Genomic DNA, 19,842 nt, shown 5'->3' on the forward strand with positions numbered 1-19,842 from the left:
AGCTCTTCGGTCGTCACAACCCGAATGCTGGACACCCTCCCCGCATGTCCGGAGCAGAACCGGCAAACCCAGCTGACTTCGGAACTACTCGTCTAGCTGCTGGCGCACTGGCACGTTGCCGGTGAACCCGTATTCGGCGACCAACCGCTCGTGGTCAACCGCACCCTTGATCAGGATCTCGAAGCGCAGCATCGCGCTGCGGCTGGCGACCCGAGCACCGATTACGCCCCCGTAGCCACCCCCTTCAGTGCGGCCCTGAAACCCCAAGGGCGAGCGAAGTGGCGCACCCGGCGCGGCGGCGGGCGGCACGGAGGCCGCCCGACGGACAGGCGGACGTGCACCCCGGCGAGGACGGGGATGAACTGCGGGCTGTCTCCTCGCCTACGCGCATCCCAGCGGCGTCGTGGTGGGCGCGCACGGTCAAGGAGTTGACACTGACCAGCGACAGGCCCGTCGTCCCCTCGCGAGGGTGTTCCCGGGTCCTGGACCGATGCCGAGTGGACACCCCGGCGTCCTAACGAGCCGGTGGCCTCGCGGGACAAGCTGAGCATGGAATACCTCGGCTACGTCGAGCCCGACGGTTACGACCGGGTCGTGTTCCGAGGGGACGTGAAGGCCAACGAGTTCATCGCGTTCTGGCTCAAGGACGGCCGGGTCCTCGCCGGTATGAACATGAACATCTGGGACGTCACCGACCCGATCCGCGAACTGATCGTCTCCAAGCGCGTGGTGGACGCCGACCGCCTGGCGAACCCGAACATCCCCCTCGGCGAGGTCTGAGACCCGACCGGAGCCCTGGCCGGCGAGCAGCCAACCGACCCCCACCGCGGGCCGCACGAACGGGACCGGCTCGGTGGCCAGGACTCCCTCCGGCGGGCGTACAACCCTCGCCGAGTAGGGAGAAACCGTGTCGCGCGACCCATCCGGCCACTTGACCCCCAATCGCCTGGCGAAAACCATCGCCGCACGTCAGACGATAGACAGCCCGCGCTGTTCGTTCACCGAAAGACGCCTTGGAGGCGTTGGTGATCGACGCGTGGTCCCCGACGCGTCCCCGATCTCCCCCCTCGGCTTCCAGCACAGCTACACGAGGGTGACGCTAACCTGATGAGCCGAGCGACTGACCACTGGGATTCCCGGGGCGGCGCCAGCCGCTCCGGCGTGGCTGAAGACTGTCAGGGGGATCATGAGGATCTCATGAGGCCTTCGCTTCCCAGGCGAGACTCGATGCCGTGTCTGTCACTGGCGTTTCCAGCCTGATTGACGGTGCGACAGGTTGGCCGTCCGCGTCATGGCGGTTACCCCTGAGATCCAGACCGACCCGTCGCTCCCTACTTTCGAGATCGCCCTGCCAAATGGGGCTCTTGTGCTGGACCTGTGGGTCGGGTCATGTGAGTTGGCGGCGGGGCAGGGCTGGGCGGTTGCCGCCAAGGCAGAGCATGACGAGGGCGATGACGGCCTCGGCGGATCACATCCGTCGCGGGCCCACGAGGTCTCGCCCACCGCTGCCGTCTGCTGCACCACGAAGCCGTGGTCGGCGACGATGACGATGGATCGGCGGTGGAGACGTGCGGCCGCGAGGAGTTCGCCAGGGCAGCCGTGGCCGCCGGTTGTACGGGTCCTGCCGGTTCAGGCCGGGCCGGCCGTGGGGGGCCGGGCCTGGTCCTCGGAGCGGCGGCAGGTGGTGGGGTCGGGGGTGGGAGCGGGCTCGCAGAGGTAGGGGCGGTCGGCGTGGTCGTCGCTGAGATACCGGCCGGAGCACTGCTCGGGCCCGTACGTGGCGCAGTAGGCGAGTGCCTCGTATCCGTCCGCGAAGGTGGCGGGGGCGCGGACGATCCAGTATCCCGACGGCAGCGAACCCCAATTGTCGCCGTCGAGCAGGGTCGCGCCGGGGACTTGCTGCTGGAGTGCTGCGAGTTCCTGGTCCCGCTCGGCGGGGTTCACCGTGTGCGGGATCGCGGACAGTTGGGCGATCCAGCCGCCCGGCTCGGTGGCCGGGGCTTCGGAGTCGGCCGGGGCCGCGGTGGTTTCGGTACCGGTCGGGCCGGTCAGCAGGCCGGGCACGGTGAACGCGGCGACGGTGGCCGCGGCGACGGCCGCCCCGGTGACCGCTGCCAGTACGACGGGCAGGCGCCGCCTGCGGCGGGCGGCGTCTTGGTGCTCGGGGGACGGGCGTGCGGCGGGCTGCTCCCGGAGCGTCGGCGGGACCCGGCGGGTGATCGGCCTGGTGGCGCTCTCGCTCGCGGCCACGTCCCGGAGCAGGGAGGCGAGTCGGGGCGCGGAGGGCCGGTGCTCGGGGGCCCGGGCCAGCAGGGCGTCGATCACCGGAGTGAGCGGGCCGGCCCGCGTCGGGGTCGGGAGCGGCCGGTCGCAGACGGCCAGCAGGGTCTCCCACACGGAGTCGCGCCGCATCGGGTTGTCGCCCTCGACGCAGACGTAGAGCAGCATGCCCAGCGACCACAGGTCGGAGGCGGGGCCTGCCGCCTCGCCCCGGATCCGCTCGGGTGCCATGTACTCCGGTGAGCCGATGATGTCCCCGGGGGCGGTGAGCGTCTGGGAACCCTGGAGCGCGGCGATGCCGAAGTCGGTGAGCACCGCCGTCCCGTCCGGGCGGACGAGCACGTTCCCCGGCTTCACGTCCCGGTGCAGGATGCCCGCCGCGTGCGCGGCCTGCAGGGCGCCGAGCACGTCCAGCGCTATGCGGGCCGCCCGGCCCGGGGACAGCGGGCCGTCGCCGAGCACGTCCTGGAGGGAACGGCCCGTGACGAGCTCCATCACCAGCCAGGGGTAGGGCTGGTAGTCCACCACTTCGTACACGGTGACGGCGTTGGCGTGGTTGACCCTGGCCAGGGCCCTCGCCTCCCGCAGCACGCGCGCGCGGGTCAGGTCGGCCCGGTCGGGATCCTCGTTGCCGGACCGCATCTCCTTGAGGGCGACCTCCCGTTCCAGGGTCAGGTCGTGGGCCTGCCACACCGTCCCCATCCCGCCGGCACCGAGTCGCGCGACGAGCCGGAACCGGCCGGCCACGAGACTGCCGACGGTGTGTCCCTGTTCCGAAGTCATAGATCTTTTCCGCGCTGGAGAGAGAGTGGGGGTTTGACGAGGGCCGCGGCCTACGGTGCCTTCGCGACGGCGAGGGTCGTCGGGTCCTGTTCCGGGGCCGGCAGCCCCAGGGCGGTGACGTCGGCACGGGTCTTGGCATTGACCGGCAGCCCCCAGGCGGTGAAGAAACCGGTCAAGTTCCGCCCGGAGACCCGGGAGGCGTTCACGGCGAAGTACTGTCCGGCCTCCTCCGCGGTGGCCGGGGTGGCGGAGCGCCGGGTCAGTCTGTGCAGTTCGGGGTAGAAGCCGTCGCCGAAGGCGAGCCGCAGCTGCTCGAACATGGTCAGCCCCACGAACGGCTGCTTGTCGGCCATCGGGTCGTAGCTTCGCCTGGCGGCCGGTCCGGTCAGGTACGTCCGGACTTCGGCGGGCGTGCCGTCATCGGCGAGCCGTGAAGGGCGGCCCGCGTCCCGCTGGACGGCGAGGCTGTAGACGTTCACCGTCACCTCGGTCACCGCGTCCCAGGTCCACGCGGTCTGCTGGTGCATGTGCCCGAGCTCGTGCCACATTCCCCAACTCTCCTTCAGTGTCGGGACGTTCAGCACCTCGTCGATCGAGTCGGACGGGTAGCAGACGCGCGGGTAGTACGCGTTGGGGTTGATGCCCGCCCGGCCCTCCGAGACGAAGTAGCGCAGCGGGCTGCGCCGGTCCCGCGGGTCCTTTCCGTCGAGGCCGCTGATCGTGTCCTCGACCGCGAGGATGTGCTCGTACTCCCGCAGCAGGGCATCCGGGTCCTGGCCGGCGTTTCGGCGGGCGGAGTCGAGGCTGACGGTGAGCACGAGGTGCTCTCCGACCAGTTGGGCGACCGGCACGTCCTTGGCCGCGTCCAGCGCCGACCGCCACTGGGCGGCGGGGGTCGCCCCGAGGACGTGGTACGGGACGGGGCGGGCGGTCTCGCCGAAGTGCACGGTGATGCCGGGGGCACTGCCGCCGTCGTTGGTGTAGCGGACGTACAGCAGGCCGCCGGTCGGATCGCTCACGGTGGTCGTCGCGGCCGGCAGCTCGTGGGTGCGCGGCTCCTCCTCCTCGCCGGAGTCGGTGCCGTTCAGCCCGTACGTCCCGACCAGCAGTACGGGCGCCGGCGCGTCGGCGGGCCGGTCGACCGTGACGGTGACGGGCGTGTTCGGCGGCAGGTAGAGACCGGTCGGCTGGGCGTCGTCCGGGTGGAAGGTCGTGGCGAGCCGCTTCTGCTCGGCCGACTCGGAGGGCGTGGCCTCGAACGCGAGGTCGCGGGGTGACGACGAGGACGGCGACGACGACACGTGCGAGGGCGACGGCGCCGGTTGCGGTGACGTCGCGCCGCTGCACCCGGCCAGCAGGGCACCGGCCGACAGCCCGGCCACCAGGACGGAACCGATGCCGCGGCACCGGTGAAGACGCGTGATCATCGCTGGAGCGTTCCCTCGTCGAGTAGCTTGTCCGCACCCGGACCCGATCCGTGCTGCGGGGCGTCGACGCGGCCCCCTGCTGCGGGGGGATCGGAGGGGGCCGTCGTCGACCTCGCCGAGCATCCCAGGGACATCATGAGGATTTGATGAGCATGCTGGCCGGACGACGCCCGAGAGCAGCGCCGCCCGGGGTCGGCCGGGTAGGCCGGGTAGGCCGGGCGGTTATCCTTGGCCGCCGCGCGCGGACTGGTGGTGGAAGACAACGATGACCTGCGGTTTGCCGTGGCCGCGGCGCTGCGCGGCGACGGCCTGGCCGTCGACGAGGCCGCGGACCTGCCGGCCGCCGACGAGGCGCTGTTCGTCACGGCCTACGACTGCGCGGTCTTCGACCGGATGCTGCCCTCCGGGGACTCCCTCGACTACGTCCGGCAGCTGCGCCGGGACGGCCGCACCGTGCCGGTGCTGTTCCTCACCGCCCTCGACCAGGTCGCCCACCGGGTCGAAGGGTTCGCAGCGGGCGGCGACGACTACCTGGTCAAGCCGTTCGCGGTGCCGGAACTGGTCGCCCGGGTGCACAGCCTGTGCCGCCGGGCGGGGAGCGTCCGCCCGCCGGTGTTCCGGGTGGGCGATCTGGAGATCGACACCGCCCGCCGGCAGGTCCGCCGGGGCGGGGTGCTGCTGCTCCTGACCGGCAAGGAGTTCGTCCTGCTGGAGGTCCTGGCGACCCAGGCCGACCATGCCGTCCCGCGCGCCGAGCTGATCGAGAAGTGCTGGGACGAGATGGCCGAGCCGAACTCCAACGTCGTCGACGTGCTGGTGTCCCAGCTGCGCCGCAAGCTGAGCGACCCGGCGCTGGTGCACACCGTCCGCGGCGTGGGCTACCGGCTGGCCGCCGACGGGAACGGACGGTGAGAACCAGCCCTCGCAGAACCGGCCCCCGCAGCGTCGGCCGGCCGGCCGCGGTTCGCCGCGCGCGCCGGCTGCACTGGCGGCTCGCCACGCTCTTCGCCCTGACCAGCGCGGTCGGCCTGATCGGCCTGGCCGGCTTCGCCGTGCACAACGACGACGCCTCCCGGCGCCGCCAGCTCGACACCGATCTGAAGCTCCAGATCGCCCAGGCCATCTCGGGCCTCGGCTACGACGACAAGGGCCGCCTCGACGTCGGGGCGCTCGACGACTACGTCGAGACCTCGTGCCCGTCCCTGTTCGTGCTGTCCTCCTCCGGCGGCGGCCTCGAACCCGCTTTCACACCACGCCAGCCCTGCGCCCACGCCGCCGCCGACGACGTCAAGGCGATCGCAGCCGAGGCGCTCCAGCAGGAGACCAGGGTCCTGTCCGATGCCCGCGGCACGGACGGCCACCCGCTGCGCCTTGCCGCCGGGGTGTTCGCCGGGTCCGACGGCGAGGGCACCAGCGGTGCGATCGTCGCGGCGGGCGACCTCACCACCGGCCAGGCCGCCCACCGTGACCTGGCCGTGTGGTAGGCGTCGCAGATGGTGAACGCGTCCGCCAGCGCGTGGTGGAAGGGCAGCGCGGCGCGGTCCAGATAGGTCATGGTGAGCCTGCCCTTGTTGGCGACCCAGGCGTCGTAGCGGCCCTTGTGCCATGCCGCGTGGCCGCTCGCCCAGTCGTGCGGCGTACCGGACATGAACTGGTCCGCCACCCGGTACGGCAGCAGCTCGCCGCGTCCGTCGGGCTGCCGGAACACCGGCTTCCCGCCGGGCAGCGCGATCGCCGCCGGGTCGTTGAAGCCGCGCACACCGCGCAGCGAGCCGAAGTAGTGGTCGAAGGAGCGGTTCTCCTGCATGAAGATCACCACGTGCTCGATCGCGTCCAGCCCGCCCGGCGGTGCTTCCAGGGCGAGTGCCTCGCGCACGCTCACCGGGAGCAGGGCCAGTCCCGGGGACAGGGCGGCGGCGCGGAGCAGGTCACGGCGTTTCATGCGGCCTCCTCCGGCAGCTCTACTGGGCAGATCTGCATGAAATGCCCTTCAAGCGCTCAACTTCACGTATCTGCAGCCAGCTTCGAGCTATTGGCCGTGTCTCGTCAAGGCGCGCGCGCCTTCTGTAGCCGACCGCGCGCGGCCGACGGAACCGCTGGCCGGTTACGCCGTCGTCATCGACTTCGTCGATCTCCATGTTCTCTGCGGTACCGCTCGGGCAGCGCGGCGCAACTGTACCGATCATGCTCAAAGTTGCAGATTTCGCGAGTCATATTGACAGAATTGCGCAGCCCCAGTGCACTTGGTGCGCACTGCTCCTCAGCATCCCAACGCAAGGAGTCCACCGTGCCACTCTTCCGCACGTCCCGGCGCCGACTCGCGGCCGGCGCACTGTCAGCCGCGTTACTCACGCTCTCACTGGCATCCACCACGGCGCACGCCTCACCCACCGCGGCATCGGGTGACGGCAAGCCGCTCGCCGTCACCCCGCCGATGGGCTGGAACGACTGGGCCCACTACCAGTGCGCTGTCGGCGAACAGGTCGTCACCGCCAACGCCGACGCCCTGGTCTCCACCGGCCTCGCCGCCAAGGGCTACAACACCGTCACCGTGGACGACTGCTGGATGTCCACCGCCCGCAACGCCAGCGGCAATCTGACCGCCGACCCGGCCAAGTTCCCGCACGGCATGGCCTGGCTCGGCTCCTACCTGCACGCCCGCGGGCTGAAGTTCGGCATCTACGAGGACGCCGGCTCCACCACCTGCGGCGGCTACCCCGGCAGCGGCCTCGGCCCCCACGGCGAGCCGGATCACTTCGCGCAGGACGCCGCCACCTTCGCCACCTGGGGCGTCGACTACCTGAAGCTGGACGGCTGCAACCTCTACACCGCCCCCGCCCAGACCCAGGAGCAGGCCTACCACCAGGCCTACGACGCCCAGGCCACCGCACTCCGCGCCTCCGGCCGGGACATCGTGTTCTCCGAGTCCGCGCCCGCCTACTTCCAGGGCGGCGAGTGGGGCAACCAGAGCTGGTACGACGTGCTGTCCTGGGTCGGCCAGGACGGCCAACTCTGGCGCGAGGGCTACGACATCGCGACCTACGACCCCGCCCACCCCGACGCGAGCCGCTGGTCCAGCGTGCTCGGCAACTACGGCTACAACCGCTGGATCGGCTCCTTCTCCTCACCCGGCAACTGGAACGACCCCGACTTCCTGATCGCCGGCGACAAGGGCCTGACCGACGACGAGGCGCGCAGCCAGGTCGCCCTGTGGTCGATGATGGCCGCCCCGATGATCCTCTCCTCCGACGTCTCCCAGCTCTCCCCCGCGGGGCTGGGCGCACTCGGCAACACCGACCTGATCGCCGTCGACCAGGACCGCCTCGGCCGGCAGGCCGGTGTGGTGTCCAGCACTTCCGCCGCCGACGTCCTGGCCCGGCCGCTCGCCAACGGGGACCGTGCGGTCGCGGTGCTGAACCGTTCCAGCAGCGCCCAGACCCTCAGCGTCCCGCTGGGCGCCATCGGGCTGCCCGGCTGCACCGTCACGGCCAAGGACCTCTGGACCGGGAAGACCTCGACCACCTCCGCCTCGCTGAGCCAGACCGTCCCGGCCCACGGCACCGCCGTCTGGCGGCTCACGCCCGGCGCCGGCTGCGGCACGGCCGTCCCGACCGGCCAGTTCACCGGCAACGGCGCCAAGTGCATGGACGACAGCGCCAGCGGCACCGCGGACGGCAACCCGGTGATCCTCTACGACTGCACCGGCAACGCCAACCAGCGCTGGACCAAGAACGCCGACGGCACCGTTCGGACCCTCGGCAAGTGCCTGACCGCCAAGGGGAGTTCGGCCGGAAGTGGGATGGTGCTCAGCACCTGCACCGGCGGCGTTCTCCAGCAGTGGGCCTCCACACCGGACGGCACGCTGACCGGCTCCGGCCTCTGCCTGGACGTGACGGGCGGCAGCACCGCCAACGGCACCAGGCTGGAACTCTGGACCTGCGGAAACCATCAGGCCAACCAGTACTGGTCGCTCCCGGTCTGACCGGAGCACGGCACCTCCGCCCGGGGCAGGTCGCCCCGGGCGGAGGTTCCACCGGCGTGGACGCGCTCGCGGTGGCCTCGGCGCTCCCGCCCCCGGCCTCGACGCCAGTCGCAGAGGCGACGGGGTTCTCGGCACGCACAGTCCGATCGCCTCACGAAATCCTCATGATCCGTCCGAGAAGCTGCGCGGGCAGGTCGGGCAGTTGTCCGTTCCGCAGGGCCGCCGCACCCAGGAACGACAGCGCGATGCTCCGCATCGAAGACGCCGCGACCTGCTGACGGAATGCCAGGGCGGCGCGGACCGCCGGCCGACCTCCGCGCCCTTGACGCCCTCAGAGAATCGATCCCGTCCTTGTCCAACCGCCCCCTCGCGGCGTCCGTCCTCGCCGCAACCGCCGTTCTCGCCATCGTCGTCGGCGCCGCGCCGGCCGCGTTCGCCGACGCACCGGTCCCGCCCGCCGCCGCGGCCACCGCCGCCCCGACCGCACCGGATCAGAGCGTGCCGGTCACCCCGGCTGCCGGCGACACCTCCACCGTCGCGCTCGCCACCCCGTCCGACTCCGGCGCGCCCGCCACGGCCGATACCACCGACCTGACGTTGGACTCCTACGACCAGCAGAGTGGCCGGGCCGTCCTCGCCGCGACCGGCAACGCCGCGGCCGATCCGGGCATCGCGGCCGCCGCGACGTCGAGCGTCCAGCCCGGCCGACTCATCGACAGCCCGCCGACCGCCGCCGCCCCGCACGGCGCGCTGGTCGCGGTCACCGCAGTCCAGCCGGCCGGCGACGGCAAGGTCGCGGTCAGCACCCGCCCGGCCTCGCTCACCGAACTGCTCGGACGAGTGAGCGCTTACGGGCGTACCCTCATCGACCCGCACAACCTCAAGGTCGAACCGCTGGCCGACGACGTGAACGTCGCCTTCACCGGCCAGGACGGCAGCGGGAGCGCCAACGCCTCGGCCGCGCTCCATCTCAACGTGCACGCGAAGGTTCCCACCCCGGACCGGACCTCGGTCGAGCTGGCCGGCACGCTCGACCTCAAGCCCGCCGTCGAACTCGACTACCAGGGCGCCACCCACGGCCTCCTCCCGGAACACACCAGGATCGGCTTCGACCTCGGCGCCCACGCGAACTGGCACATCACCGCCGCACTGCACGGCGCCGCCCGACCGATCCGCATCCCCGTCGCCCACCTGGCCGGCAACGAGACCGTGATGGCCGGCCCGCTGCCGATCGTCATCACCCTGGGCCTCACGCTCACCGCGGAGGTCGGCGCGGACGGCGACGTCACCTTCGACGCCCAGCAGGACCTCGACGGGGCCTGGGGCTTCCACGCCGGCTACACCAAGGGCCGGGGCTGGACCGGCCGCACCGACCCCGGCACATTCACCGCCACCCCGGTGCGGGCCACCATCGCCGGCAACGCCTCGGTGCGCACCGGCCTGATCGCCGACGGCTCGGTCGCGCTCTACGACGCCGTAGGCGTCAAGGCCGGCATCGAGCCGTACCTGCGGACCCAGGTGAACGGGTCCCTCACCATCGACACCAGCGGCGCCCCGCCGGTCGTCACCGGCCAGGCGGGCCTGTACGCCGGGCTCGACGTCACCGGCGGCCTGTTGGTGAAGCTGCCCGGGCTCGGTCCGTTCTTCGAGAAGAACCTGAGCTTCCCGATCTACCACAACGAGTGGCCCCTCGCGCTGCCGAGTCTCAGCGGCGGGGGCAGCGCCGGTGGCAGCGGCGGCGCCGTGAGCAACGAGTCGGGCTCCACGCCGACCGGCTGACATCCGGTCACCTGATTCTGTGCCGCTGTGATGGGGCTGCTGACCTCCGGGTCCGGCACGACTGCTACCTCCCTGTCGATCACATGACCCGGGGCGCTGTGACCGGACCCGGAGCACCGTATGACCGCTGAGGCCTGACCAGTACCCGGCCGAGCCAACGCCCGGCCGGCCCGACGCCTGGCCGCTGACAGGTACCGGGTCTGCGTAACGTGGATGCGCGCGAACGTCCGCTCCGCGCGTTCACGGCCCCGTCGGCACGCCGCCCTGCCCACGCCGTCGCCGTACCCAGTCCGCGTACGCGGGCGAGCGGGTCATCGACTCTGCCAGCGCCTGCCGGGCGAACCGGGCCAGCTCCGGGCCGTGCGGGGCCACCGGGCTGGCGTCGTGCCACAGGAACAGGTATCGGATCCACATCGGATCACCGGCCAGCGCGCGCACCGCCACACCCGGGCCGGCCGGGAAGTTGGGCTGACAGGCCGTTATCGCGCGACCTGTCGCGATCAGCTGGGCCCGCAGGTTCACCTCGGTCATCTGGTGGGCGATGTTCGGGCTGACCGCGTGCTTCTCGCAGACGTCGAAGAAGTGTTCCGGCCAGCCGATCCCGTCCGGCGGCGCGATGACCCACGGGCTGTCGGCGAGCTCCGTCAGCGGCACGTCCGCCTTCGCGGCGGCCGGGTGCCCGCACGGCAACGCCACGAAGATCGGGTTGTGGCCGATCTCCTCGTGCACGATCCGCGGCAGTGTCGGGATCCGCCGCCCCGGGTTGTCGGCGATCAGAGCGCAGTCCAGGCGCCGGGACGCAACCATGTCCAGCAGCAGCCGGACGGAGAACTCGGTGTGCACCGAGATCTCCAGACCGGGCATCAACGCGCTGATCTCGTCGATCAGTTCGATCACCGGCAGGCCGGTGCTGAAGCCGCCGATCCGCAGCAGCACGGCCGGATCCCGGGGCTTGGCGTCGAGCAGGTCGTCAACGCTCGACACGGCGGCTCTCGCCCGGGAGAGCACGAACTCGCCGAACGGCGTGGGGATCGCGCCCTGGCGCCCCCGGCTGAAGACCTCTCCGCCGAGCAGCGCCTCGATCCGGCGCAGCTGTGCGGTCATGGCGGGCTGTGACATGCCCAGCGCTCCGGCTCCCTTCGTCACGCTGCCCTGTTCGTAGATCATCAGCAGTGCCCTGAGGTGCCGTAGCTCCAGTTGCATGGCCGGAAGGCTAGCCCGGTGAACGGCCGCCGAACAGGGGCCGTCCCGTGGGCGGACGGACCGCTCAGCAGCCCTGCCACCATCGGTTCCTGACCGGATTCGGCTGCGGGGGCCGCGTGTTATGGCGTTTCGGGATGTGGTGGACCACGCGTTCAGGCCTCAGATTCATTCTGACGGAAGAACTCCTCCCCCACTCCCCTCGGAGATGCCCGTGTCCCGGTCCCTGCGAAAGCCGGCTGCGATAGCCGTGGCCGCCCTCGTCACCGCCGGCTCCACCCTGCTCAGCGGCGCCGCGCAGGCGTCAACCGCTCGTGCCACTGCCCCGACGGCGGCCGGCCCGACCGACCGGATCGGAGGCGTCGTCCCGGACGTCGTCACCGGTGCCGCGGCGAGGAAGGCCGCCGGCGTGGACGCACCCGCGCCGGCCCCGGCCGGCAGACACCCGAAGGCCGCCTCGGCCGGTACCCCGAACTGGAACCACAGTTACTGGGGCGATTTCCCGGCACGGGGCAACAACACCGGCGCGATGGCGACTCAGAGCTACGTCCCCGGGCTGGAGATGCTCGACAACGAGTACCTCTACGCCCCGACGCTGGCCCCCGACAGCTCGACGTGCATCGAGGTCGTCACCCAGTACAGCCGGTACGCCACTCCTCAGCTCCTCGCGTGGGACTGGTGCCGGAGCGTCGACGTCGCGGCGACCAAGACCATCGACGCCTCGTTCACGGCCAGTTACGGCACGGTGGTCAACGGTCACAACTCCTACACCGTCGAGGACGTCCTCACCGACGCCGCGACCAACACCTGGACCGCGTACCTCTACAACTACCGGACCAATGCCTGGGACGTCTTCTACACCCAGTCCGGAACGAGCCAGATCAGCACCGACGGCGGCGGCTGGAAAGGTGGCGGCTGGGACATGTTCGAGGTCTACGCGCTGAGCGGCTCCCGCAACTACTGCGCGCAGACCAGGAACGCCGTCTTCGAGAGCAGTTCCATCCAGTACCTCGTCGATGGCGCATGGACCGACGCCACCGCGTCGTTCGCACCGATGTCCGGAACCACCCCCACGGGAAGCGCCTTCAGCTGCCCGCCGCTCACCTTCAACGTCGTCGCCCCAAACACCGACTGGGTCGTCAAGCAGTAGCCCCCTGTGCGGGTGATCGATTCCAGGAAGTGTGCTCTGCGGCTTCGGCTTTCAGGCTCTGTCGCGCAGGGTGCTGGGGTCGACGGTCGGCTTGGGAAAGTTGAGTCGGGCGACGGCGGCGCGGGTCTGTGTGTCGACCGGGAAGCCCCACGTGGCGAAGAAGCCGGTCAGGTCGTGGTGGGTGGCCTTGCTGACGTAGAGGACGAGGTTGCGACTCTTGACGTCGTCGGGCGTGTCGTCGGTGGTGGTCGGCTTCTCGGTGCGGACGAGGTGGGTCACCTTGCTCCAGAGGTCGTCGCCGTAGGCGAGCCGGAGCTGCTCGAACATGACCAGCCGGTCGAAGTCGTCGAAGTCCTTGGTGAAGTCCAGTCCCGGGCGGCCGAGTTTGGCGATGGTACGGGTGAAGTAGTCCGTCCCGTCGGCGTTCTCCTCGGTCTTCGGATCGATCAGACGAGAGGGTTGACCGGCGTCGCGCTGCACGGCGAGCGAGTAGATGTTCACCGTGACCTCGGCCAGGGACTCCGGGGTGATCGCGGACTGCTGGTGGGGGTGCCCGCTCTCGTGCCACACCGACCAGCCGTGGTCCTTGTCGGGGTTGAGGATGTCACCGACCACGTTGGTGGGGAAGCCGATGCGTGTGTCGGTGGCGTAGGCGTAGACGCTCTCCTTCTCCTTGGCGGTCAAGGTGCGGGTCTCGACGTAGTGGAACGCCAGCGGGCTGCGGTCATCGGTTCCCGGTGCGCCCGGTGAGGTCTGGTCGACGAGTCCTGCGGTCTTGTCCTCGACGGCGAGGACGTGCTCGATCTTGCGCAGGGCCGCGGCCTGGTCCACGGCCTGGTTCGCGATCGCGGCCTCGCGGGTCACCGTCATCACGGTGTGCGGGCCGACGAGTTCGGCGTAGGGGGTGGTGCGCTGGGCCAGCATCGTGCGCCACTGTTCGGCTGTGGTGTGGCCGAGTTGGAAGAAGGGCACCGGTGTCGCGCCGGTCAGGGTGATGGTCGCCGTGTCGGCCGGCGTGCCGTCGAAGCTGAGGTAGACCATGCCCCCGGTGGTGTCGGTGATGTCGGAGTTGCCGCCCGGGACCTCGTGTTCCCTGGACTCGGCTGCGGCCGGGTCCGTGTCAGGTGCCCCCACAACGACCTTGGCTCTGCCGCCGGTGACCGACGCGTCCACGTGCAACGCCTGGCCGGGCGGCAGGTAGAGGCCCGTCGGCCGTGCCGAGGACAAGGAGAGCCAGTCCCCCAGGCGGGCCTGTTCGTCCGCGACACCGGGCAGCCCGGTCAGCGTCACCCGTTCCGGCTGGCCGGGCACCGGCGCCGGTCCGTCCGCCCAACCGGCCGCCGGGGCGGTAGCCGAGCCCGACGGAGAGGTAACCGAACCCGACGGGGACGAGGCGGCGGCCCGCGGGTCCTTGGCGTCGGGGCCGCAGCCCGCGAGCGAGGCCGCGCCGAGTATGGCCAGGGCCAGGACAAGGGCGCCGCGCTGCACGGTGGTGTGGTTCACGGTGGTGCTCCGGTGGGGTCGAGTTGACGTTTTCGTGATCACGTCACGGCTCGGCAGACGTGTGCGTACGGGCCGGTGCCGTCCGGCACGGCGCGGTCAGCAGGTCGCTGCGGCCTGCACGGGCTTGAGGTCGATGAGGTAGGCGTCGACGGCGTCGGTCACGCACGCGTTGCTGCGTCCGTAAGCGGTGTGGCCCTGCGCCTGGAAGGTCAGCAGCATGCCCCCGGGGAGTTGTGAGGCCAGGCTCTGCGCGTTCTCGTACGCGGTCGCCGGGTCACCGGTGGTGCCCACGACGAGGACCGGGGGAAGGCCCGGCGCGTGGACGCGGTGCGGCTGCTGCGGCCCGGCCGGCCAGTCCTTGCAGCCGAGGGCGGCGAGCACGCCGGAGGTCCCGAACGGTCCCGCCGCCTGGTCCGCCGGGGCGAGGGCGTCCCAGTAGGCCTGCGGGTCCTTGGGGTGCGGGATGTCGAGGCAGTTGACGGCCAGGAGTGCGGCCGAGGAGTTGTCGGGCGCCTGGTCGTCGGCGCCGTCGGAGCTGTGGTCCCGGGCAGCCGGCCGACGCGCTGCGGGCGCGGAGGCGCCCGAACCGTCGGCCTGGTCGGCGGAGTGCGGTGCCGCGAGCGCGGCCAGCTTCGTCCCGTCACCGCGACGCGCGGCGCTCAGGCCCTCGGACAGCGGCTGCCACTGGGACTCGGGGGTGTACATCGACATGGTGATGGCCGTGTTCAACATGGTGACGTCAAGGCGCTCCGAGCTGCCCTTGATCTTCATCGGGCGGTGCGCCACCTTCGCGTAGAGGTCGGTGATGAGCTGGCGGATCGCCTCCGGGGTGGCGGCGGGGCACGCGCTGCCGACGACGGTGGCGCACTGGTCGGCGTAGCCGTCCACGGCCCTCTTGAACGCCTTCCCTTCCACCAGGGCGCGCTCGGACCAGTTCTTGGCCGGGTCGTCGGCGCCGTCGAGGACCATCGCGCGCACCCGGTGGGGGAAGAGTTCGGCGTACGTGGCGCCGAGGGAGGTGCCGTAGGACCAGCCGAGGTAGCTGAGCTTGTCGTCGCCGAGGGCTGCCCGCAGGACGTCCATGTCGCGGGCGGCGTCCATCGTCCCGACGTGGGGCAGGATGTCGCCGCTGTGGGCCTTGCACCCGGCGGCGGTCTTCTCGGCGTCGGCGAGTACGGCCCGGCGTTCGGTGTCGGTCTTGGGGTAGAGCGGGCGCGGCGCGTCGTCGCCGGGCCCGGCCTGGTCGGCGGCGTCGTCGGGCGAGCCGCAGTCGAGGGCGGGCTTGCTGCCGGCCACACCGCGCGGATCGAACTCGACGATGTCGAACGCGGAACGCATCCGCGTGCCGAACTGCTCCACGGTGCCGGACTTCAGGTCGCGCACCCCGGACTGCCCCGGGCCGCCCGGGTTGAGGACCAGCGACCCGATGCGCTTGGCCGGATCCGTGCCGACCGCCTTGATCACCGGCAGGGTGAAGGTCTTGCCGTTCGCGGGCTGCGTGTAGTCCATGGGGACGGTCAGCGTGGCGCACTGCTGGTCGCCGCACGGGGTCCAGCTCAACTTCTGCCGGTAGAAGACCTGCAGGGACGGCTGCTCCGCGGAGGCCGCGGAGCCGGCTGCGGCCGGGGGCGGTGCCTGCGGGCCGGGCGCGTCGGGGCCGCAGCCCGCGAGCGCTGCCGCGCCGAGGAGGGCCAGGGCCAGGGCAAGGGCGCCGCGCTGCATGGTGGTGTGGTTCATGGGGGTACTCCGGGTCATCGGGGCGTGGTGTGCAGTGCGCCGAGCAGGTGTCGGAGCTGAGGGAGGCCGACCCGACTCGGTGCCGTGGCCGCGTTCGTCACGAACGCTCGTGTGCCCTTCCCGAGGGCATGGCCGACCTTGGGGGCCCGGACCCTGAGCGTTGCGCCCGTACGGGACTGGACACCGGTCCGGTCCACCGGCAGAGCGCAGAAGACCGCGACGACGCCGCTCGTGACGACGGCGAGGAGCGCGGCGGAGCGAGGACACCACCGGAGACCGGCGAGGGGGCTGGACATGACCCCACCCTGCCTGGCGCTGGATGAGGTGAAGATGAGGCGGGTGACCAGACAGAACCTAGCTAGGCGGCTCGGTCCTTGCCGAGCCGGTCAGCCGCTCGTGTCCTGCGGCAGGAGCAGTTCGGCCAGTGCCCCGCCGCCGGGTGCCTGGGAGAGCCGGGCGCTGCCGCCGTGGAGTTCGGCCACCCAGCGGACGATGGCGAGGCCCGTCCCGGTGCCGCCGCTCGCGGCCCCGGTGACGCGTCGCTCGAAGATCCGCTCACGGTCCTCGGCCGGCACGCCGGGGCCGTGGTCGCGTACGGCGACCCGACCGGCCGTGACGCTCACCTCGACCGGGGTGCCGCCGCCGTGCCGGAGCGCGTTCTCCACCAGGTTACGGACGGCCTGGCCGAGCAGTTCGGGGTCGCCGTCGACGATGACGGCCTTGGAGCTGACCGTGACGCCGGTGCGGTCCGGCAGCTCCTCGACGGTCTGCTCGACCAGCTGGTCGAGGCGCAGCCGGGTCGACTCGATCTCCTGGGTACCGGCCTCCACCCGGGCGCGGGCCAGCAGGCCGGTGACCAGGCGGCCCATCCGGTCGACCAGTCGGACCGCCTCGTCGAGCGCGGCGGGTGCCCGTTTGGGCGAGGTGCTGCCCTTCTCCACCACCAGCCGCAGGGTGGCCAGTGGGGTGCGCAGTTCGTGCGCCGCCTCGGCGAGGAACTGCTCCTGCTGTTCGAGTCCTCGCAGTGCGGGTCGCATCGCGCGTCCGGACAGGAGGTGGCCGACGGCGGCGGCCGCCAGGACGAGGGCGGCGGAGCCCAGGGCCAGCCAGCGGAGCAGCCGGTCGTGGGCCGCGTGGCTCAGAGCGGGGTCGTCTCCGACCAGCACGGCGGCGTCGAGCTTGTCGCCGTTCCAGACGGGGGCCGCGGCCCAGTGGTACTCCCGGCCGTCGGTGGTCTGGGCGGTGAACAGGGCGGTCTGCCGGTCGTGCTGGACCAGCTGCCAGATCTCGTCGAGGTTCGCCTGGTCGGGCATGGTCGCCGGCGAGGTGTAGGCGTGGCGCAGCTGCGGCTGGGCCGTCGTAGAAGCCTGGAGGACGCCGAGTGCGTCGGCGCCGTGGGCCAGGTCGTCGTCCTGCAGCGGGTCGAGGTAGAGGGTGCCGTCGGCCTCGTAGAACACGGCGCGGGCGAGCCCGTCGGCCCGGTGGAGGACATCGTTGTCGAGATCGTTCGCCCGGGAGTGGGCGTCGGTGCGGACGGCGATGGTGGCGAGCACCAGCAGGCAGACGGCGGTGGTCGCGGCGAAGAGCAGGGTCGTCGCCCACCTGCCGCGGTACAGACGGGCGACCGCGGGAGTGCGCGTCCTCACGGGCCCGTGCCCGGGTCGCCGATGCGGTATCCGACGCCGCGCACCGTCCGGATGAGTTCGGGCGGCCCCAGTTTGCGGCGCAGCTGGCCGATGAGCACGTCGACCACGTTGGAGAGCGGTTCGGCCTGCTCGTCCCAGCAGCGTTCGATGAGCTCGGTACGGGTGACCACCTCGTCGGCCCGCAGCATCAACACCTCCAGGACCGCGAACTCCTTCGCGGTGAGGGTGAGCAGCACACCGTCGCGCCGGACCCGGCGGCGCGGCAGGTCGAGTTCCAGGTCACTGACCCGCAGCTCAGGGAGGTGTGCGGGCTGACCGCGCCGACACAGCGCGCGGACCCGGGCGCTGAGCTCGGCGAAGGCGAAGGGCTTGACGAGGTAGTCGTCGGCGCCGTGCTCGAAGCCGGCCACCCGGTCGGTGACCGCGTCGAGGGCGGTGAGCAGGAGCACGGGCAGGGTGGAGCCGGCCTCGCGCTGGGCGGCGAGAAGGGTGAGCGCGTCACCGTCGGGCAGCGTGCGGTCCGCGACCAGGCAGTCGTAGCTGTTGACCGCGAGCTTGAAGTCGGCCTCCGCGAGATCGACGGCGAGGTCGACGGCGAAACCCGCGTCACGCAGGCCCCTGATGATCACAGGACCGAGCTCGGGATCGTCCTCAACGACAAGTACGCGCATGACCGACCATCCTACTGGCCTGGAATGTCACCATCACGACGCTATATCCGGCCCCTGTCGATGGTCGTCTCCTACAGCCGCCTGCTCGAATCCGCGAACCGCGTCGGCCGCGCCCTCCACGAGCTCGACGGCCCCGGCCTCACGAAGGCCGTCCTCGCCGAGGCCACCGCCTAGCTCGCCGCCGAGGCCACCGCCGAGCTCGGAGACCGTACCGACCGAACCCGACAGGCCGTCCTCCTCAGCCGCGAGGACGCCTCCCCGTCCAGGTCGCCGCCGACCACCTCCTCCAGCAGGACCCATTCGGCCCGGCCGACCTGTTCTCCGCCGTCGACCCCACCGCGGCCGCCGTCGCGCCCCAGGTCACCGCCGAGTCCTCCGGACACGAACCCGCCCAGGTCGTGCTGGCGGCCGACAACATCGAAGCCCTCCCCCACGAAACACCCGCCCTCGTGCTCGGCCTCATCCAGGACGGCGCCACCCCGTACGAAGCCGTCACCGGCCTCGTACGCCACGCCCTCCACATCGCCGACGGCCTCCTGCCCGACCCCGCCGGCCTGCGCGAACAGCTCGAAGACCTCGACGACGACCTCACCGAACACGCAGACCCGGACGCAGACCCTGAGGACACCGGCCTGCGCCTGACCCCGCTCGACCCCAAGCGCCCCGCCCGCGACCTCCTCGGAGACCTCCCCGGCGGCTGCCGCCGGGCGTCGCCCGGGGCGGGCCCACCCCTGCCCTGAGAGAGGAATCAGTGAGCTACAAGCTGCACCGAGGCGACGCCCTGGCCGTGCTCAAGTCCCTGCCCGACGAGTCCGTCAACGCCGTCATCACCGACCCCCGTACAACAGCGGCGGGCGAACCAGCTCCGAACGCACCAGCCGCGACGCCCGCGCCAAGGACGTACAGACCGGCTCTGCCCATGACCTGGCGGGCAGTCAGATGAGCCGGTCGCAGCGGGCGGCCTTCGCGGACGAGGTGGGCGAATCGGCGGTGGCCGACATCCCGCCGCCCGGCGCTTTCGTCGTCGTCCCAGTCTTCGTCGTCGAGGCCGTCCTCGCCCTCGTCGTATTCCTCGTGGAGGAGCCGGCAGCCGTGGATGCCGGCGAGAGGGGATGCAGGGGAAGGTAGCGGCGATCGACGGCCGCGCCTAACGAGCGGTTCCCCTGGGGCCGGCCCTGGTCGGGGGTCGTTTGGTGCGGCCGTCTTTCGCGCCTGCTGTCTCGTCCAAGCGGGGCTGTCTATGGATCGCTGTCCCCTATCCCCGCCCTGAGGAGTCGCTGTGTTCCGGCTGAGATTACGGGGTGTTCCCGGGTCCTGGACCGACCAGTACGACCTCGGCATGGAGTACGTCGGCTACGTCGAACCGGACGGCTACGACCGGGTGGTGTTCCGCGGCGACCCGGCCACCCGGGAGTTCATCGCGTTCTGGCTGTCCGGCGGCTGGGTGCTCGCGGGGATGAACGTCAACGTCTGGGACGTCACCGACCCGATCCGCGAACTGATCGTCTCCAAGCGCGTGGTGGACGCCGACCGCCTGGCGGACCCGAACGTCCCCCTCGGCGAGGTCTGAGACCCGACCGGAGCCCTAGACGAGTAGTTCCGAAGTCGGTCAGTGGTCGTAGGCGATCAGCGAGCGGGTGATGGGTCGGCCGGTGGTCCGGTTGTGCCAGATCGCGCAGGTCAT

At 71.5% G+C, this 19,842-nt stretch carries 14 protein-coding genes and 3 pseudogenes; 9 read left to right on the forward strand and 8 right to left on the reverse strand.

The window, feature by feature from the left end:
* Window positions 1-543 precede the first annotated feature (543 nt).
* Window positions 544-780, forward strand: a pseudogene (locus IF30_RS0137050) (oxidoreductase C-terminal domain-containing protein); the annotation flags it as partial.
* Window positions 781-1,629: 849 nt separating this feature from the next.
* Here the strand turns inward: IF30_RS0137050 and IF30_RS0137055 are convergent.
* Both IF30_RS0137055 and IF30_RS0137060 read right to left on the reverse strand, forming a co-directional pair.
* Complete coding sequence (locus tag IF30_RS0137055) at window positions 1,630-3,063, reverse strand: serine/threonine-protein kinase (protein WP_063752952.1); 1,434 nt, start codon at window positions 3,061-3,063, stop codon at window positions 1,630-1,632.
* 50 nt (window positions 3,064-3,113) lie between these two features.
* Complete coding sequence (locus IF30_RS0137060) at window positions 3,114-4,490, reverse strand: M60 family metallopeptidase (protein ID WP_030246874.1); 1,377 nt, start codon at window positions 4,488-4,490, stop codon at window positions 3,114-3,116.
* Window positions 4,491-4,736: 246 nt separating this feature from the next.
* On the opposite strand from IF30_RS0137060, the gene IF30_RS0137065 reads away from it, so the two are divergent.
* Window positions 4,737-5,402: a response regulator transcription factor gene (locus tag IF30_RS0137065; RefSeq protein ID WP_030246876.1), complete on the forward strand. Its 666-nt coding sequence runs from the start codon at window positions 4,737-4,739 to the stop codon at window positions 5,400-5,402.
* Window positions 5,403-5,667: 265 nt separating this feature from the next.
* Here IF30_RS0137065 and IF30_RS50700 read toward each other — a convergent pair whose 3' ends face one another.
* Window positions 5,668-6,432: an alkaline phosphatase family protein gene (locus IF30_RS50700; protein WP_078892000.1), complete on the reverse strand. Its 765-nt coding sequence runs from the start codon at window positions 6,430-6,432 to the stop codon at window positions 5,668-5,670.
* A 345-nt stretch (window positions 6,433-6,777) separates the two neighbouring features.
* Between IF30_RS50700 and IF30_RS0137080 the strand changes: the two genes are divergently transcribed.
* The gene (locus IF30_RS0137080) at window positions 6,778-8,472 is read left to right on the forward strand and encodes a ricin-type beta-trefoil lectin domain protein (RefSeq protein ID WP_030246881.1); all 1,695 of its coding nucleotides are present in this window, start codon (window positions 6,778-6,780) and stop codon (window positions 8,470-8,472) included.
* A 351-nt stretch (window positions 8,473-8,823) separates the two neighbouring features.
* Window positions 8,824-10,251, forward strand: coding sequence for a hypothetical protein (locus IF30_RS0137085; protein WP_030246883.1), 1,428 nt, complete (start codon window positions 8,824-8,826; stop codon window positions 10,249-10,251).
* Window positions 10,252-10,491: 240 nt separating this feature from the next.
* Here IF30_RS0137085 and IF30_RS0137090 read toward each other — a convergent pair whose 3' ends face one another.
* A complete protein-coding gene (locus IF30_RS0137090; RefSeq protein WP_063752954.1) occupies window positions 10,492-11,454 on the reverse strand; it encodes a LysR family transcriptional regulator in 963 nt (320 codons plus the stop codon).
* Window positions 11,455-11,665: 211 nt separating this feature from the next.
* Between IF30_RS0137090 and IF30_RS0137095 the strand changes: the two genes are divergently transcribed.
* A complete protein-coding gene (locus tag IF30_RS0137095) occupies window positions 11,666-12,601 on the forward strand; it encodes a carbohydrate-binding protein (protein ID WP_158835816.1) in 936 nt (311 codons plus the stop codon).
* 51 nt (window positions 12,602-12,652) lie between these two features.
* On the opposite strand, the gene IF30_RS0137100 is transcribed toward IF30_RS0137095, so the two are convergent.
* From IF30_RS0137100 to IF30_RS0137115, 4 genes are all read right to left on the reverse strand, one after another.
* Window positions 12,653-14,104 (reverse strand): M60 family metallopeptidase, encoded by a 1,452-nt coding sequence (locus IF30_RS0137100; RefSeq protein ID WP_030246890.1) that lies wholly within the window; start codon window positions 14,102-14,104, stop codon window positions 12,653-12,655.
* Between the two features lie 96 nt (window positions 14,105-14,200).
* On the reverse strand, window positions 14,201-15,841 hold the full coding sequence (locus IF30_RS0137105; protein WP_030246893.1) for an alpha/beta hydrolase: 1,641 nt from the start codon (window positions 15,839-15,841) through the stop codon (window positions 14,201-14,203).
* Window positions 15,842-16,227: 386 nt separating this feature from the next.
* A complete protein-coding gene (locus IF30_RS50455; RefSeq protein WP_030246895.1) occupies window positions 16,228-17,487 on the reverse strand; it encodes a sensor histidine kinase in 1,260 nt (419 codons plus the stop codon).
* Complete coding sequence (locus IF30_RS0137115; protein ID WP_030246897.1) at window positions 17,484-18,158, reverse strand: response regulator transcription factor; 675 nt, start codon at window positions 18,156-18,158, stop codon at window positions 17,484-17,486. The genes IF30_RS50455 and IF30_RS0137115 overlap by 4 nt, the downstream gene beginning before the upstream one ends.
* A gap of 398 nt (window positions 18,159-18,556) precedes the next feature.
* On the opposite strand from IF30_RS0137115, the gene IF30_RS0137130 reads away from it, so the two are divergent.
* From IF30_RS0137130 to IF30_RS0137140, 4 genes and pseudogenes are all read left to right on the forward strand, one after another.
* A complete protein-coding gene (locus tag IF30_RS0137130; RefSeq protein WP_158835819.1) occupies window positions 18,557-18,898 on the forward strand; it encodes a hypothetical protein in 342 nt (113 codons plus the stop codon).
* An 11-nt stretch (window positions 18,899-18,909) separates the two neighbouring features.
* Window positions 18,910-19,088, forward strand: a pseudogene (locus IF30_RS49965) (site-specific DNA-methyltransferase); the annotation flags it as partial.
* Window positions 19,089-19,097: 9 nt separating this feature from the next.
* Window positions 19,098-19,286, forward strand: coding sequence for a hypothetical protein (locus IF30_RS48890; protein WP_030246904.1), 189 nt, complete (start codon window positions 19,098-19,100; stop codon window positions 19,284-19,286).
* A 175-nt stretch (window positions 19,287-19,461) separates the two neighbouring features.
* Window positions 19,462-19,728, forward strand: a pseudogene (locus tag IF30_RS0137140) (oxidoreductase C-terminal domain-containing protein); the annotation flags it as partial.
* Window positions 19,729-19,842 lie beyond the last annotated feature (114 nt).

Origin of the sequence: Streptomyces sp. NRRL S-350, from assembly GCF_000719705.1 — a bacterium.
In the GTDB taxonomy this organism is placed as follows: domain Bacteria; phylum Actinomycetota; class Actinomycetes; order Streptomycetales; family Streptomycetaceae; genus Kitasatospora.

What these genes read in the sequence shown, in the direction of transcription:
- IF30_RS0137055 (WP_063752952.1), bottom strand. Translation starts at nt 3,063, where the DNA reads ATGACTTCGGAACAGGGACACACCGTCGGCAGTCTCGTGGCCGGCCGG.
- IF30_RS0137060 (WP_030246874.1), bottom strand. Translation starts at nt 4,490, where the DNA reads ATGATCACGCGTCTTCACCGGTGCCGCGGCATCGGTTCCGTCCTGGTG.
- IF30_RS50700 (WP_078892000.1), bottom strand. Translation starts at nt 6,432, where the DNA reads ATGAAACGCCGTGACCTGCTCCGCGCCGCCGCCCTGTCCCCGGGACTG.
- IF30_RS0137090 (WP_063752954.1), bottom strand. Translation starts at nt 11,454, where the DNA reads ATGCAACTGGAGCTACGGCACCTCAGGGCACTGCTGATGATCTACGAA.
- IF30_RS0137105 (WP_030246893.1), bottom strand. Translation starts at nt 15,841, where the DNA reads ATGAACCACACCACCATGCAGCGCGGCGCCCTTGCCCTGGCCCTGGCC.
- IF30_RS0137115 (WP_030246897.1), bottom strand. Translation starts at nt 18,158, where the DNA reads ATGCGCGTACTTGTCGTTGAGGACGATCCCGAGCTCGGTCCTGTGATC.
- IF30_RS48890 (WP_030246904.1), top strand. Translation starts at nt 19,098, where the DNA reads ATGAGCCGGTCGCAGCGGGCGGCCTTCGCGGACGAGGTGGGCGAATCG.